This is a genomic window from Mesorhizobium sp. URHB0026 (assembly GCF_054059755.1).
In genome coordinates this window covers 5035039-5050524 of record NZ_JBSSCN010000001.1, presented here as the reverse complement: position 1 = coordinate 5050524, position 15486 = coordinate 5035039, and the positions used below count along the sequence as shown (strand labels likewise).

At 63.9% G+C, this 15486-nt stretch carries 14 protein-coding genes; 8 read left to right on the top strand and 6 right to left on the bottom strand.

Annotated features, from left to right (window positions below):
• Positions 1-4: 4 nt before the first annotated feature.
• Positions 5-583, bottom strand: a complete 579-nt coding sequence (locus ACVWWD_RS24890) for an SCO family protein (protein WP_023782696.1) — start codon at positions 581-583, stop codon at positions 5-7.
• Between the two features lie 256 nt (positions 584-839).
• Here ACVWWD_RS24890 and ACVWWD_RS24885 point away from each other — a divergent pair, with 256 nt between their 5' ends.
• From ACVWWD_RS24885 to ACVWWD_RS24875, 3 genes are all read left to right on the top strand, one after another.
• On the top strand, positions 840-1334 hold the full coding sequence (locus ACVWWD_RS24885; protein ID WP_023782695.1) for a CreA family protein: 495 nt from the start codon (positions 840-842) through the stop codon (positions 1332-1334).
• Positions 1335-1786: 452 nt separating this feature from the next.
• Positions 1787-2428: a transferase hexapeptide repeat family protein gene (locus tag ACVWWD_RS24880; RefSeq protein ID WP_352548606.1), complete on the top strand. Its 642-nt coding sequence runs from the start codon at positions 1787-1789 to the stop codon at positions 2426-2428.
• Positions 2429-2830: 402 nt separating this feature from the next.
• Positions 2831-3274, top strand: coding sequence for a low affinity iron permease family protein (locus ACVWWD_RS24875; protein ID WP_031240724.1), 444 nt, complete (start codon positions 2831-2833; stop codon positions 3272-3274).
• Positions 3275-3351: 77 nt separating this feature from the next.
• On the opposite strand, the gene ACVWWD_RS24870 is transcribed toward ACVWWD_RS24875, so the two are convergent.
• A complete protein-coding gene (locus ACVWWD_RS24870; protein ID WP_457103472.1) occupies positions 3352-4218 on the bottom strand; it encodes an SDR family NAD(P)-dependent oxidoreductase in 867 nt (288 codons plus the stop codon).
• Between the two features lie 135 nt (positions 4219-4353).
• Here ACVWWD_RS24870 and ACVWWD_RS24865 point away from each other — a divergent pair, with 135 nt between their 5' ends.
• Entirely contained in the window at positions 4354-4635 is a 282-nt protein-coding gene (locus tag ACVWWD_RS24865) for a hypothetical protein (RefSeq protein WP_023769685.1), read from the top strand.
• A 55-nt stretch (positions 4636-4690) separates the two neighbouring features.
• Here the strand turns inward: ACVWWD_RS24865 and ACVWWD_RS24860 are convergent, their stop codons facing one another.
• Positions 4691-5266 (bottom strand): TMEM175 family protein, encoded by a 576-nt coding sequence (locus ACVWWD_RS24860; protein WP_023769686.1) that lies wholly within the window; start codon positions 5264-5266, stop codon positions 4691-4693.
• 499 nt (positions 5267-5765) lie between these two features.
• Here ACVWWD_RS24860 and ACVWWD_RS24855 point away from each other — a divergent pair, with 499 nt between their 5' ends.
• Positions 5766-6974: an MFS transporter gene (locus ACVWWD_RS24855; RefSeq protein ID WP_352548612.1), complete on the top strand. Its 1209-nt coding sequence runs from the start codon at positions 5766-5768 to the stop codon at positions 6972-6974.
• 33 nt (positions 6975-7007) lie between these two features.
• Here ACVWWD_RS24855 and ACVWWD_RS24850 read toward each other — a convergent pair whose 3' ends face one another.
• On the bottom strand, positions 7008-8480 hold the full coding sequence (locus ACVWWD_RS24850; RefSeq protein ID WP_352548614.1) for an MATE family efflux transporter: 1473 nt from the start codon (positions 8478-8480) through the stop codon (positions 7008-7010).
• Between the two features lie 279 nt (positions 8481-8759).
• Positions 8760-10229 carry an esterase-like activity of phytase family protein gene (locus tag ACVWWD_RS24845; protein WP_457103471.1) on the bottom strand — a complete coding sequence of 490 codons (1470 nt, stop codon included), beginning with the start codon at positions 10227-10229 and terminating at the stop codon, positions 8760-8762.
• Between the two features lie 281 nt (positions 10230-10510).
• Here ACVWWD_RS24845 and ACVWWD_RS24840 point away from each other — a divergent pair, with 281 nt between their 5' ends.
• From ACVWWD_RS24840 to ACVWWD_RS24830, 3 genes are all read left to right on the top strand, one after another.
• Positions 10511-10732: a glycine cleavage T C-terminal barrel domain-containing protein gene (locus ACVWWD_RS24840; protein WP_352548618.1), complete on the top strand. Its 222-nt coding sequence runs from the start codon at positions 10511-10513 to the stop codon at positions 10730-10732.
• 13 nt (positions 10733-10745) lie between these two features.
• Positions 10746-12302: a trimethylamine methyltransferase family protein gene (locus tag ACVWWD_RS24835; protein WP_457103470.1), complete on the top strand. Its 1557-nt coding sequence runs from the start codon at positions 10746-10748 to the stop codon at positions 12300-12302.
• A 122-nt stretch (positions 12303-12424) separates the two neighbouring features.
• Positions 12425-12739 (top strand): ferritin family protein, encoded by a 315-nt coding sequence (locus ACVWWD_RS24830; RefSeq protein WP_015317239.1) that lies wholly within the window; start codon positions 12425-12427, stop codon positions 12737-12739.
• A gap of 31 nt (positions 12740-12770) precedes the next feature.
• Here the strand turns inward: ACVWWD_RS24830 and ACVWWD_RS24825 are convergent, their stop codons facing one another.
• The gene (locus ACVWWD_RS24825) at positions 12771-15437 is read right to left on the bottom strand and encodes an ATP-dependent helicase (protein ID WP_457103469.1); all 2667 of its coding nucleotides are present in this window, start codon (positions 15435-15437) and stop codon (positions 12771-12773) included.
• Positions 15438-15486 lie beyond the last annotated feature (49 nt).

The following is a 15486-nucleotide window of genomic DNA, read 5'->3' as shown; positions in this document are numbered from 1 at the left end:
CTTGTCAGCCCTTCGCGGCGAGGCGCTTCAGCTTCTCCACGGCGGTGCTGGCATTCTCGCCATAGGCGATCGTGCCCGCGAAGTCGCCCTTGGCGTTGAGCAGCAGCACCGAGGCGGTGTGGTCCATGGTGTAATCGCCGTCGCCGGTATCGACCTTCTTCCAATAGATGCCGAACGCCTTGGCCATGGCATGAACCTTGTCCGGGTCGCCTGATATGCCGATGATGCGGTCGGAGAAATTGCTGACATAGGCGTTCATCACCGGCGGCGTATCGCGCTCCGGATCGACCGAGACGAAATAGGCATGCAAGTTCTTGCCGTCGTCGCCGAGCGTCTTCAGCCAGCCGGAGAGTTCGAACAGCGTGGTCGGGCAGACCTCGGGGCAGTGGGTGAAGCCGAAGAAGACGACGCTGGGCTGGCCCCGGAAGGCGGCCTCGGTGATCGGTGCACCTTTCTGGTCGACCAGGGTGAACGCCGCGCCGAACGGTTCGCCGCCATAATGGCCGCGATACCAGTCGAAGGTCAGCCAGCCGATGCCGGCCGCCATCAGAACGAGAATGCCGACCAGGATAGAACGCATCATCAGAAAAGTCCGTCCGTAATGTCACGGTGCGCCGGCCAGAACCATGCGCCCGTTGTCCGGCCACAGTCTTAGCGGTTCGACGGGGTACACGCAAAGATGCCGCGTTGACGCAACCGCCTGTGGCGGATGCCTGCGGTTCGATCGGATCTTGCGCCTTGCAATGTGTCGGCCTTGGCCCCACCTGAGACCCCGGCAACTCGAACCGCAGGAGGATTCTTTGCCGGGATTGACTGTGCCAGGATTGATCGGGCGAGGCTTGATTGGGCGAAAGCTGATCGGCGGTGCTTTGGCCGCGTGTGTCGTGCTTGCCGCCGGTAGCGCCATTGCCGAGGAAGTCGGCAAGGTCGGCGTCGACTGGATCGGCAACGACATCATCGTCGAGGCGATCAAGGATCCGAAAGTGGAGGGCGTCACCTGCCACGTTTCCTATTTCGATCGCAGCGTCATCGACCGCCTGCACAAGGGCAACTGGTTCGAGGATCCCAGCGATTCCTCGATCTCCTGCCGTCAGACCGGTCCGATCACCATCGGGGATATTGATACAAGCGAAGGCGGCGAGGAGGTTTTCAAGCAAGGCATCAGCCTGATCTGGAAGAAGCAGGTGGTGAACCGCATCTACGACAAGACCAACGAGACGTTGATCTATCTCTCGCATTCGCGCCAGGTGCAGAACGGCTCGGCGAAAATGTCGGTCACGACAGTGCCGCTCTACGGCCAGAACGTGGTGTGGAGCAAGGGCCAGCCGAAATAGGCGGGCGATTGGTCCCGATAGGGCACCATTGAGTTGCAGACAGAAGCCTGCTCTTTACACGAAATGCATGAGGAGATTTGGTGATGTCCCCGCCGCCCTGGAGCCGATCTCGGCCAATTTCATGTGACTTCTGCGGCGCGAAAAATGACGACGACAGGAAATTCGTTGCCGGTCTTTCTAGATACACCTGCGAGAAATGCATTGCTCCTGCATTCAAGGACGCGCTTTGGAAATCAAAAGCGGGTCTAATGGCTATCGTGTGCTCGGTGTGTGATTTCCAGAATGATGGAAAGAGGCGATTTATGGCTGAAAAGATCTCGTTTATTTGCGACGAGTGCGTCAGCCTCGCAACTGAGCGGCTGGGTGCTATAACTTGAGCTGCTGTAACGGGAGTAGTGACTCGTCGGATACCCGGCTTGCGGTACCAATCATCCCGGCGTAAAGCCGCCCGCATGGACCGTTCCGAAAACCTCGTCCTGAAGGATTCCGAGCCGCGCATCCATCCGACCGCGGAGCTGAAGGCGTGCAAGCTCGGCCGCTACGCTTCGATCGGCGAACGCGTCGTGCTGCGCGAGGTCACAGTCGGCGATTTCTCCTACTTCGAGCGCCATGCCGAGGCGATCTATACGACGATCGGCAAATTCTGCTCGATCGCCGCAAACAGCCGCATCAACGCGCTCGAGCACCCGATCGAAAGGCTGACCCAGCATAAGGTCAGCTATCGGCCGAACGAATATTTCCGCTGGCTGGGCGTCGATGCCGCGTTCCGCGAGCGGCGGCGGTCGAAGGCCGTGACCATCGGCCATGATGTGTGGATCGGCCACGGCGCGGTGGTCATGCCCGGCATCGCCATCGGCAATGGCGCGGTCATCGGCGCCAATGCGGTGGTGACGCAGGACGTGCCATCCTACACGATCGTCGCCGGCGTGCCGGCGAAGCCGCTCAGGCCGCGCTTTGCGCCTGACACAGCGGCGCGGATCGACGCTCTCGCCTGGTGGGACTGGCCGGTCGACAAACTCGCCAGGGCGGTTCCCGACATCCAGTCCATGCCGATCGAGGCCTTCCTCGATCGGTGGGAAAACGACGCCGGTTAGGCCGGCATCCACGCCTGTCCCGCTCGCTTCGTTGTTCCAACGGCCGCGCATTCCATTCGGGCAAGAAGCCTTGGCTGTAATCAATGAGCTGCGGGAAAGTGGAGCAACCGCGCTGGCCGGCGGGAAACCATGCCCCGCGCTCTCCGGAATGAAACCCCTTCCGCCATGCGGGGGTGGCGCAGCGGAAGGGGCTGGAGGTAAACCGCTGTGAAGCGGAAGGAGCAGGCGCTGTACCTGCCCGGTTACAATGATCTTAAACCGGTAAGGTGTGTTTTGCACCAGATGCGCGCTTTGCGTGCACTCAATTGCGTGGGTCGTATTTTTTACCGCCGGGAACCCGAAATGGCTGCTGGTTGTTTCTTCCGGCGGACCGCATGGCGCGGCGCTGTTTTGAGGGACCACATGATCGAGAAGCTTTTCACCAAATTCTCCAACCAGATCGCCCATCTCACCGGACTACCGCTGACGTTTGCGGTGTGTTGCCTCATCGTCATCGTCTGGGCGGTGAGCGGGCCGTTCTTCAATTTTTCCGACACCTGGCAGTTGGTGATCAACACCGGAACCACGATCATCACCTTCCTGATGGTGTTTCTCATCCAGAACACCCAGAATCGGGACGGCGCCGCGATCCAGGCCAAGCTCGACGAGTTGATACGTGTCAGCGAGGCCAAAAACACCTTCATCGGCATCGAGCACCTGACTGAAGCCGAGGTCCAGGAGATCCGCGCCAAATGCGAGGTCGCGGCGAGGCGGCATGACGACAAAGTCGCGACCATGGCCGCAAAGAAGGTGGTGGCGGCAAAACGCAAACCGAAAAAAGAGGTGGCACGAAGCGCCGGCGGCTGAACCGGCGGTCAATCTCCGACAGTTCCGCCGGTGTTCGAGTTATGTGATACGCACAGTAGCCAATGTTCCGGGCATGCTCATCGCTGCATGAACGCCGCGAATGCATCCTTGTGGTCGGGGTGCCAGCGCGACAGGGCAGGCCGATTTTCGATGATGTCGCCGATGGCCCAGGCCATGCGCTTTTCGTCCATGGGCCGCGCCGCCTCATTGTCGGGACACAGGATGTAGAAGTCGCCCCTGACCAGCGATTCCAGCATGAAATCGATCACCTGCTCTCCGGTCCACGCTCCCGCCGGCTTTTCCGTCGCGCCTTCGGTCAGGCCGGTATAGGTGAAGCCGGGGATGAGCAGATGCGCCGACAGGCGGGCGGCGGGCTCATTGCGCAGCGCATGCGCCAAGCCTTCGGTAAAGGTCTTCACGCCGGCCTTGGAAACGTTGTAGGCGAGGTTGCCGGGCGGTGTGGTGATGCCTTGCTTGGAACCGGTGTTGACGATCAGGCCCGGCCTGGCCGACGCCAGCATGCGTGGCGCGAAGGCTTCGACGCCATGCACGATGCCCCAGAAATTGATGTCGAGCAGCCGTTTCCAGCCGTCGCGGTTTTCCCAGGGCTTTCCCGGGTTATCGCCGACGCCGGCATTGTTCATCAGCAGCGAGACCTCGCCGAAAGCCCCGAACGCCCGGTCGGCGAGACGGTCGACCTCACCGGCCTTCGAAACGTCCGATGCGACGGCAAGCACGGCGTCGTCGCCGGCTATCGCGGAGACGGCCCGCCAGGCATCGTCGAGGCGCGGCCCGCCGATGTCGGCCAGCACGATCTTCATGCCCATCAGCGCCAGCCGTTTGGCCGCGGCAAGGCCGATGCCGCTGGCGGCGCCGGTGATGACGGCGGCATTGCCCTGGCCAAGGGCGGGAAGGGCGATCTGAATCTCGGTGTCGGCGATCATCGGCGATGGTTTCCTTTTCTGATGGCGCCGAACTTAGCGCCGGAATGGGCTTGCGCAAGCCTGCGTCGGGGCGTGTCGGGTTGACCAGTCCGGTCGCGGCTGCGCATGCTGCGATGCCAAAAAGGAGATTTCCGATTGCCGGATTGGGTTGCAATTCTGAAGGAGCAGACCGCCACCGGCGACCAGATGGGGCGCGAGGTGCCGCAGATGCTGGCAAACCCCGATATCAGCGAAGCCCAGGTGAAGACTCTGTTTTCGGCGCTCGAAAAACAGGCCGAGTTCGTCGAGAAACTGCGCATGGCGCTGGAAAAATTCGGCCATGATTTCTCGATCATCAAGGCGGCGGAGCGGCTGGAAGAGCGCTATGCCGATCTGGCCGCTTCGGTGGCGGAAAAGCTGAAGGCGATGCGCGGTTAAGCAATTCCACGAAGTGTGAAGCGGTTTGCCCTCCGGGATCGCGACAGGCAGATGGCTATTTTTCGATCACCCGCGCAAAGCGCGTGTCCGGCACCAGCCAGATCAGGGCGACGGCGACATAGAGCGCCACTCCGATCCACCGGTCGAGGAAGGTTAGCCCAACGGCCGCTATGTAGACGGCGAGCGAAATCCTTCCCTTGCGATCGCGGCCGATTGCCTTGGCGAATGCGGTGTCCGGCCCATGCTGCCGATGCAGCGCAATGACCAGGATGCTGTAGGCGGTCGCACACATTACAAGGTCAAAACCATAGACCGCGACCGGAACCGCGGCGAAATGGTTCTCGCCCATGAAGGCGGTCGTCACCGGCATCAGGGACAGCCAGAACAGCAGATGCAGGTTCGCCCAAAGCACGCGGCCGTCGACACGCTGCACGGTATGGAACATGTTGTGCAAATTGTTCCAGTAGATGCCGACATTGATGAATGAAAGCACGTAGCACAGGAAGACCGGCCACTGTGGCAGCAGCGCCGAAAAATCCTCGCCTTCCGGTACCTTCAGGTCCAGCACCATGATGGTGATGATGATCGCCACCACGCCATCGGTGAATGCCTCGACCCTGCCCTTGCCCATGATCACCACCCGTCCACGACGAATTGCCGAAAGAAAGTAAATCGTTAGCGGATGTTGGCACTCCGATAAACGGCGTACACAAAATTGCTCAGCTATATCAGGGGAAACTTCCACGCCGGAACCAGTGAACGTGGTGATCGGCCTTGGCAAATTGTTGACTTTTCCCGGCCCGGCCTCTCCCCTTGCGATGCAGTCCTGGCCGAGGCCGACGAACGGCCGGCGCTCGAACGGAGGCACTGATGAGATCTCGATGTCTGCTTGCAGTAGCGACCATTCTGACCGCCGCTTTCGGGACATCCCGCCGCGGCGCCTAAGGCGCCCACACCAAGACTAGCCTCAACGTACGTACCGGGCCCGGCGCGGGATACGCTTTTGCGATCATCGGCTTGCCTGGCCGGGCAACGCCCACCGTGGTGTCAGGAGCATGGTCGTCGACCGGAACGTCGGCGGTGAGGACGCGTTAACGTCGCGACCCCTGAAACTGGTGACGAGGTTGGCCATGGCCTTTCGCGATCTGGCGCAAACTCACAACGAAGCCGGCAGCGACGTCCTCGCGATCCCGACTGTCGCGGCGATGATCGCGGTGCTGTTTGCCGGCAGCACGGTGCTGACCCCCCTCTATATCGTCTACAAGCAGCAATTCGGCTTTTCGCAGATCACCTTGACGCTGATCTACGCGGTCTATGTCGTCGGCAATCTCGGCGCCCTGCTGGTGTTCGGCAGCGTTTCGGATGTCATCGGGCGCCGGCCGGCGGCGCTTGCAGCCATGATCGTCGCCGTCATCAGCGCGGTTGTGTTCCTGTTTGCCGGCAATGTCGCGTCGCTCGATGTTGCGCGGGTCCTGAGCGGGCTTGGCATCGGCGTGGGCGCCGGGACGGGAACCGCGTGGATCGCCGAGCTTCTTCCAGAGGCCGGCAAGTCGCGCGCCAGCGTCATCGCCACCAGCACCAACTTTATCGGCCTGGGTTTCGGGGCGCTTGTTTCGGGGCTGCTTGCCCAATTTGAGCCGTGGCCATTGCGTCTGGTCTTCATTGTCTACCTGGCGGCGCTCGCGGTGGTGACGATCCTGGTCTGGCGCACGCGCGAAACGGTGACGAAGCCAGGCGGCCTTGGCAAGGTCTCCATGCGGCCGCGGCTTTCCGTGCCGGCGCAGATCCGCTCGCGCTTCGTGGCGCCGGCGGTGACCGGGTTTGGCGCGATGGCGCTGGTCGGCTTCTATGCGGCGGTGGCGCCGAGCATCCTGGCGCAGCAACTGCATGAGGCCAACCACGCCGTGGCCGGTGCGCTGTTCTTCGAGCTGGCGATGGTCGCGGCGCTCAGTATCGTGGTGCTGGCGCGGATGGGGAGCAGCAAGGCGATGCTGGCCGCGCTGGCCTTGATGATCCCAAGCGCCGTGCTTGTGGTGGCGGCACAGATGCTGGCCTCGATGGCGCTGATGATCGCGGCGACCGCCTGCTGCGGCGTGGCGGCAGCGCTCGGCTATCGCGGCGGCCTGCAAGTGGTGAACGAGATCGCGCCGCGGGATCGCCGCGCCGAGGTCGTGTCCAGTTTTTTCATCTGCTGCTTTGTCGGCAACGCCTTGCCTGTCATCGGCATTGGCGTCGTGTCGACTTATGCCAGTGCTGTCGTCGCGAGCCTGGCCTTCGCGGCCATGATCATCGCGTTCGCGCTGGTGGCGCTCGCCTTCGGGCTCAGACAGAGGCGCTGAGACCGCCGCGCCAGCCCGGCAAGGCAGATCGCATCAGCCGTTCGGCGTTTCAGGCGCCATGTTCGCCCGCTGGCGCGGCACGCCAAGCCCGGTGTCGGGCGGTTCGCCGGCAGCCGGCCTGTTCTCGATCATGTGCAAGCCGCGCCAGCCGCCGAAGCGGTAATAGATCGCTGCCAGGATCAGAGACGTGATCGAACCGGCCGGAAAACTCCACCACAGCGCTTCCTCGCCGATCACGCCGCGCATGTAATAGGCAAAGCCGGTGCGCACGACGAGCACCGAGATCACCAGGATGATCAGCGGCGGCATCACGGCACCCGTGGCGCGCACCGTGGCGAACAGCACGATGGTGATGCCGAACAGGATGAACGACCAGGAAGCGACCGTGTTGATATGGGCGGCGATATCGATCGCCGCGCTGTCGCTGCTCAGGAACAGGCTCAGGATCGAACGGTCGAAGACCCATAGCAGCGCGACGAGGGCTCCGGTCAGGACAAGGTTGAAACCGACGCCAGAGGCGGCGATGCGGCCGATCCGGTCCCACCGGCCTGCGCCGACATTCTGCGCCGCCATGGACGAGACCGCGGCGCCGATGGCGAGTGCCGGCATCTGGATGTAAGTCCAGAGCTGCGCGGCGATACCGTAGGCGGCGGCGACCTGCGAGCCATAGGAATTGACGATGCCCATCACCGTCAGGGCCGCCGCCGAGATGACGATCATCTGCAGGCCCATCGGCACGCCCTTGAAGACGACGATGCGCAACAGCGCCGGATCCGGGCGCAGCAGGACGAGATTGGCCCCGGCCAGCCGCAACGGATGCTTGCGCGCATAGAGCACGACGAGGATGGCGACGACGCTCACGGTCTGGCCGATCAGCGTCGAGGTGGCGGAACCGGCGATCCCGAGTTCAGGAAACGGGCCGATGCCACGGATGAGCAGGGGATTGAGCACGATGTCGAGCACGACCGCCAGCGCCATGAAGATGAAGGGGGTGCGTGAATCGCCCGCTCCGCGCAGCACGGTCATGACGAAGGACAGAAGGTTCATCATCGGCACGGCGACAAAAATAATGCGCAGGTAGGAGCGTGCGAGCGGCAAGGCGTCGGCCGGCGTGCCGAGCGCGCCCAGGATGGCGTCGACCCAGATCCAGCCGCAGACCGCGAACACCACCGAAACGAGGAAGAAGAAGGTGGCGCTGGTGCCGACGATGCGGCGCGCCTCGGCCAGGTCGCGAGCGCCGACCGCCTGCGCCACCAGGATGGTGGCCGCCATGCCGATGCCGAACACCGTGCCGAGGATCAGGAACAGGACGAGGTTGGCGTTGGACGTCGCGGTCAGCGCCGACTCGCCGAGGAAGCGGCCCACCCAGACGGCATTGACCGAGCCGTTCAGCGATTGCAGCACGTTGGAGCCGAGCACCGGCAAGGCGAAGAGCAGCAGCGTGCGTGGGATCGGGCCGCTGGTCAGGTCGCCGGTACGCCGGCGTGCGGGCTTTTTTTCGTCCATGGCGGGCAACCTGGGAAGTGTGACTCTGGCCCGCGAGGATATCTCAGGCCGGACCGAGATGCACCCTGCGCCGAGGAGCAGTGACCGTTCGATCGGGCCAGGCTTGATCGCTGGCGGCGCGCTGAAGGCGGCAGTCCGCTTGCTCTGATCCACTCATTCTCAAGTCTTGCGGAATGGGATATTGGTCCTGAAACTGGCGCCGCATTCCCCGAGACCCTATGCATAACCGGGGGTGTGCTCAAGCGGACGCGCCAGGCGCGCCCGCTTGAGCAGTGATCGTTACTTCTTGCCGAGACCCGGCAGCGTGACCTGATAGACCAGGAACATGGTGTCGACATCGGCGCCGTCATCGGCCTTGTAGGCGGCGCCGACCTGGAAGCCGTCCTGGGCGAGGAAGTCATTGTCGTTGCCGACGAACAGGAAATAGTCGTCGGGCAGCTTCGGATCGAGAACGCTGGCCAACGACATCGCTTCCCACTTCTCCGAAAGCTCATTGTGGTCCTTCGCGCCGCCATTGTGCAGGCCGAAGTGGCCAAGCGCGGTGGCGTCGTTGATGTCGATGAACGGCGTCAGCTTGGCCGGCGTCACCGAGGGATCAAGCACGCCCTTGGGTGCGACCGGCTTGTCGGCCGCGTCGAAGGCGGCGCCCGCGATGTCCGTCGCGCCGGAGACGTCGACGATGTTGATCTGGCGGTAGAGCGAAGCGTCACCCTTCTTCAGGCCCTGGCCGTTGCCGCTGTCGCGCGCCAGCATCAGGAAGGATGTGTCCGAAAGCGCCACGATCTCGCTCTGCGCGGCGATTTTGGTCTTGCCCTTGGCATCCTGGAACACCGGCAGCGGCACGACATATTCATGCGCGAGCTTCAGATGGGCGAGGTCGGAAGCATCGTAGACCAGCGCCCGCGTGTTCTGCCGTGTCGAGGGTGAATCGCCGCCGTCCTGCCTCGGCGCCGACTGCAGCACGGCGATCAGGAACTTGCCGTCCGGCGTTATCGCCATGCCTTCGAGGCCCTGGTTGTTCTGGCGCCCGGTTTCGGGATCCTTCGGATCAGGGTCGGCGGCGCCCGGGCCGGGGTTGTCGGAGGAGGAGTTCGGCGCTCCCTTGCGCATCGGCACGAGGGCCGCGGGCGGCTGGGTCGCCGACATCAGGCGGCCTTGCGCGGAGAACCTGTAGATGTTGGGCCCGTACTCGTCGGAGATGAACATCGAGCCGTCCGGCAGCCGCACGATGGCTTCATTGTCGAGCGCGAGCTTGCCATTGGTGGCGACGGGCAGCATCGGCATGTCGCCGGCCGCGGCGCGTACGTCCGACAGCGGATCGAGGCCGGTGGCATCGGCGCCCTTGTCGTCGGTCAGAAGCATGCTGTCGGCAAGCGTCGCCTTGACGCCCGTCTGCTCCTGGCCGGCCGCGGAAGCAGCGCCCGGCGCGGCAGGCGTGAATTCGATGGCGATGGTGTTGAGGCGCGGCCGGTAGTCGGTGGTGCCGGCGACATTGTAGCCACGGTCGGGCAGGAGCCAGAGCGATCCCTTGTAGATGCCGGCATCATGCGTCCAGCCCGAAATGTCGATCGCCATGCCCGAGCCCGAGCCGAAGGTCTCGCCGAACTTGTCGCGCTGGTCGGCTGGGATGCGGCCGACGCCGACGAGGCCCTTGTTGATATAGGCCACGCCATCGGCAAGCGCCGGGGTGAGGGCGGTGAACAAGGCCAGCGCCACGCCAAGCGAGGCGGATCGGTGCAGGGGTTTCATGGACAATCCTCTTTATGACGAAGCACGCCGGAGCGGCCGAAGGAAAATCAAAAGAGGTGCCGCATCGATGATGCCGCGCGTGCCTCCCCGAAAGCGATCTAAGGCGTCAACATGATGCTTGCGTGACAGTGCGCGATACGGGTCCGCCGGTATCTCCATGTGCGGATAAAAAAAGCTGGAGAGCGGGATTAGTGACCTCCCATGGAGCGTGTCTGGCGTATTAGACACTTATGTCTAGTACGAATATGGTGCCGGCTTCGACCGGACCGGGAGGGGAAGCCTTGAAGCCGCGCTATCGCGCAGTGGTCATCGGGGGTGGCGTTGTCGGCGCCTCGGGCGGATTTGCCTACACGATCGGCAAGAGCGTCGCGCTGGCGTTGGTGGACGACGGTTTCGCCGGGGAGGGGATGGCGCTTTGCGTGCACATTGTCGGCGTCGAACGGACGGCGCGGGTCATCGCGGCCTCGATCTACGATCCCCGACGCAGGGCGGTGCGGCAATGAGGAGGAGTTTCTGATGGTCGATGACGCTGCACGGGATACGAGGCGGGAACGCCGGCGCGGGCGCATGGGCGAGGCAGGCAGCGAATCAAGTCGCAAGCCCAATTACCGGTCGCTGAAGAATCCATTCCTGCCGCAGCCGATCTTTTCCGACGACCAGGTAGCGTCGATCCACGACACGGCGCTGCGCGTGCTGGAGGAACTGGGCATCAAGGTGCTGCTGCCCGAGGCGCGCGAGGTGTTCGCCCGCGCCGGCGCCCTGGTCGACCCCGACACTGACATGGTGCGCATCGGCCGCGACATGGTGGCGGCAGCATTAGCCTCCTCGGCGCCGCGATCGATCCACGCTTATGCCGGCGCGCGCGCTCGCGACCTGTCGCTTGAACTGGGCTCGATGACGTTCCTGGCTGGCTCCGGCGCGCCCAATGTCACCGATCTCGAGCGCGGCAGGCGGCCCGGAACGCTGGTCGCCTTCGAGGAGTTGATCAAGCTGGTGCAGCATTTCGACGTCTTGCACATGCTGGGGCCGTGCATCGAACCGCAGGACATCGACAATCGTTTCCGCCACTATGCAGTCAACCGGGCGCAGCTGACCCTGTCGGACAAATTCCCGTTCGTTTTCGCGCGCGGCACGCCGCAGGTCGATGACAGTTTCGAGATGATCAGGCTGGCCCGGGGGCTGTCCGAGGACGAGTTCCGCTCGGGCGCGCATTGCTACACCGTCATCAACACCAACTCGCCGCGCCAGCTCGACATTCCGATGGCGCAAGGCATCATCGATTTCGCCAAGGCGGGCCAGGTCCTGATCATCACGCCGTTCTGCCTAGCGGGCGCGATGGCGCCGATCACCGTGGCCGGCGCGCTGACCTTGCAGCATGCCGAAGCGCTGGCCGGGCTGACGCTGGCGCAGATCGTGCGGCCGGGCGCGCCGGTGGTCTACGGTTCCTTCTCCTCCAATGTCGACATGAAATCGGGCGCACCGGCCTTCGGCACGCCGGAGCACGTGAAGGCGACATTGGGTGCGGGCCAGCTGGCGCGCTTCACCGGTCTGCCCTGGCGCTCGGGCGGCGGCAGCGCGGCCAACGTTTCGGATGCGCAGGCCGCGCACGAGACGCAGTTCGCGCTGTGGGGCTCGGTGCTGGCGGGCGCCACCGTCTGCATCCACGCGGCCGGCTGGCTGGAAGGGGGCTTGAGCGTTTCCCTGGAAAAGCTGGTCACCGACATCGAGGCGCTGCAGACGGTCGCGGAACTTTGTGCGGCGACCCCTGGCGACGACGACGCGATTGGCTTCGAGGCGATCGCCGAAGTGCAGCCGGGAGGCCACTTCTTCTCGGCCGGCCACACCATGGCGCGCTACCGCACCGCCTTCTACGAGCCGCTGGTGGCCGACTGGTCGAATTTCGGCAACTGGACGCAAAGCGGGTCGAAGACCGCGACCGAACGCGCCACCGGCATCTGGAAGCGCACCCTTGCCGATTTCACGCCGCCGGCTGCGGCCGCCGCCACGTCAGGCGTGCTCGACGCGTTCATCGCGCGGCGCACGGAAGAGGGCGGCGCGGCGCCGGTGTCGTGAGATAGTTGCAGATCCATCATCCCGAATTGCGGCCGTGATCCAGGAACCCGCGGCGCGTCCCGCGCATTCATGGATGCGGGCCAATGCCTGGCTCCATCCGCGAGCCGTTGAGGGAGGACGACATGGGTTTCGACCAGTACCACGAACCGCCGGAAGAACTGTCGCAGGAAGTGCGGACCTTTGCCCGCATGATCACCTCGCTGATCGAGGAGGCGGAAGCGATCAGCTGGTACGAACAGCGCATGTCGGTCGAGAAGAACCCGCAGGCCAAGGCGATCATGAAGAACGCGCAGAGCGAGGAGTTCAAGCATTTCGGCATGGACCTAGAATTCCTGCTGCGCCAGAAAACGGATTGGCGCGTGGAACTGAAGGAAATCCTGTTTACGACAGGGGATATCGTGAAGGCCGGGGAGCGGGGCGAGAAGAAGGTGGATTGAGGCGGGACGTCAGCCTTCGAGGCTGGCAGCCTCACACTGGCAGCACGAACCCGTCCAGCACGCGCTTCTGGCCGGCCTTGTCGAAGTCGATGGTCAGCTTGTTGCCCTCGATGGCTGAAATGTTGCCGTTACCGAATTTCTGGTGGAAGACGCGGTCGCCCACGCTGAAGGCGGACGGCGTGTCGGAGACGGATTTGGCGACCAGCTCGCCGTCGATGGTGCGGCCCTTGACGCTGGTGCGGCCGGCGCCATAGCCGGAGTCTGTTTCACCATAGCCGATGCGTTCGACCTGATGGCCCGAGCGCGTGCCCCAGTTGCGGTCGGTCGCCTCGGTGCGGTTGGCCTGCGCGCGCTGCCAGCCGGGCGTCGAATAGGTGTTGGAGAAGGCGCCGGATTTTTCCCCGCCGCCCGAATTGCCGCCAATATCGTCGAAGCGCGAGGCGCCATACGGGTTCTGTCTTCCTGCCCCCTGGCCGCCGCCACGGCCGGATGCGAACGAGCCGCCGCCATACGGATTGCCGTAGCCGCCATAGGAGTTGCCGGCTTCGGCGACTTCGACATGAGCTTCCGGCAGTTCCTCGAGGAAGCGCGACGGGATGGTCGATTGCCAGAGCCCGTGGATGAGGCGGTTGGAGACGAACCAGATATGCAGGTTCTTCTTCGCCCGCGTCAGGCCGACATAGGCGAGCCGCCGCTCTTCCTCCAGCCCCGAACGGCCGCCTTCGTCCAGCGCGCGCTGATGGGGAAAGAGACCTTCCTCCCAGCCGGGCAGGAAGACGGTCTCGAATTCGAGGCCCTTGGCCGAGTGCAGCGTCATGATGGAAACGGCATCGAGCCCGGCATTCTGCTCGGCATCCATGACCAGCGCGACATGTTCGAGGAAGGAGCGCAGCGACTCGTACTCCTCCATCGAACGGATCAGTTCCTTCAGGTTCTCCAGCCGCCCGGGGGCTTCCGCCGAGCGGTCGTTCTTCCACATGTCGGTGTAGCCGCTCTCCTCGAGAATGGTCTCGGCGAGTTCGGTGTGCGGCGTGGCTTCCAGTGCCTTTTGCCAGCGTTCGAAATTGGACGCGACCTCGCGCAGCGCGGCGCGCGGTTTCGGCTTCAGCTCGTCGCTTTCGGCGAGTGTACCCGCCGCCTCCAGCATCGGGATGCGCAAGCCGCGCGCCGTGTCGTGGATCTGGCGGATGGTCGCTTCGCCCAAGCCACGCTTGGGCACATTGACAATGCGCTCGAAGGCGAGGTCGTCGGTGCTGTTGGCGACGACGCGGAAGAAGGCCAGCGCGTCGCGGATTTCCATGCGCTCGTAAAAACGCGGACCGCCGATGACGCGGTAGTTAAGGCCGAGCGTGATGAAGCGGTCCTCGAAGGCGCGCATCTGGAAGGACGCGCGGACCAGGATCGCCATGTCGTTCAAATTATGCTTCTGGCGCTGGTAGGCCTCGATGGTCTCGCCGATGGCGCGAGCTTCCTCCTCCGAATCCCAGGCGGCGTGGACGTTGACCTTGCCGTCCTCGGGATCGTTGCGGTCGGTGAACAGCGTCTTGCCGAAACGGCCCTCATTGTAGGCGATGAGATGGGAGGCGGCGCCCAGTATGTGCGCGGTCGAGCGGTAGTTGCGCTCCAGCCGGATGATGGTGGCGCCCGGAAAATCCTTGTCGAAGCGCAGGATGTTGTCGACCTCGGCGCCGCGCCAGCCATAGATCGACTGGTCGTCATCGCCGACGCAGCAGATGTTGACTTTGTTTTCGCGCGCGCCTTCGGCGTCGCGGGAGGGGCCTCGCAACGGCTCGGACGCCCGGTCGGGCTTGCGGCCTTCGGCCGTACGCACATCTGTCGGCGTCGAGTTGTTACGTCCTGCATCCGGCCGCTGTGCCAAAAGGCGCAGCCACATGTATTGGGCGGTGTTGGTGTCCTGGTACTCGTCGACGAGGATGTATTTGAACCGCCGGTGATAGTCCTTCAGCACATCGGGATTGGCGCGGAAGATGCGGATCGGGTGGCAGAGCAGATCGCCGAAATCGCAGGCGTTCAGCGTCTGCAGCCGCTCCTGATAGGCCTTGTAGAGCTCGCGGCCCTGGCCGTTGGCGAAGCTGCGCGCATCGCCCTCGGCGATATCGGCCGGACCCTGGCCCTTGTTCTTCCAGCCGTCGATCATCTGGGCGAACTGCTTCGCGGGCCAGCGCTTGTCGTCCAGGCCCTCGGCCTGGATCAGCTGCTTGATCAAGCGCACGACGTCGTCGGTGTCGAGGATGGTGAAGTCGGACCTCAGGCCGGCAAGCTCGGCGTGGCGGCGCAGCAGCTTCACGCCGATCGAGTGGAAGGTGCCGAGCCAGGGCATGCCCTCGACTTGTTCGCCTATCAAAAGGCCAATGCGCAGTTTCATCTCTCGCGCCGCCTTGTTGGTGAAGGTGACGGCGAGGATCTCTGACGGCCAGGCCTTCTTGGTGGTGAGGATATGGGCGATGCGGGTGGTCAGCACACGGGTCTTGCCGGTGCCGGCGCCGGCCAGCACCAGAACCGGGCCTTCAGTGGTCTCCACGGCCAGCCGCTGCTCGGGATTCAAGCCCCTGAGATAGTCGGGCGCATTGTTTTGGCCGCGGCGGGCAGCCATGGCGCGCGCGGCAATGCCCGACGGGGCCGTGGGCCGCGCATTGGGTTCATCGAAAAAGGGCATGTCTTCGGAAAAGCCGGACATCTCCCCCGAATGTAGTGATTCGGGAGCGAAAGACCAGAACTGTCTACGT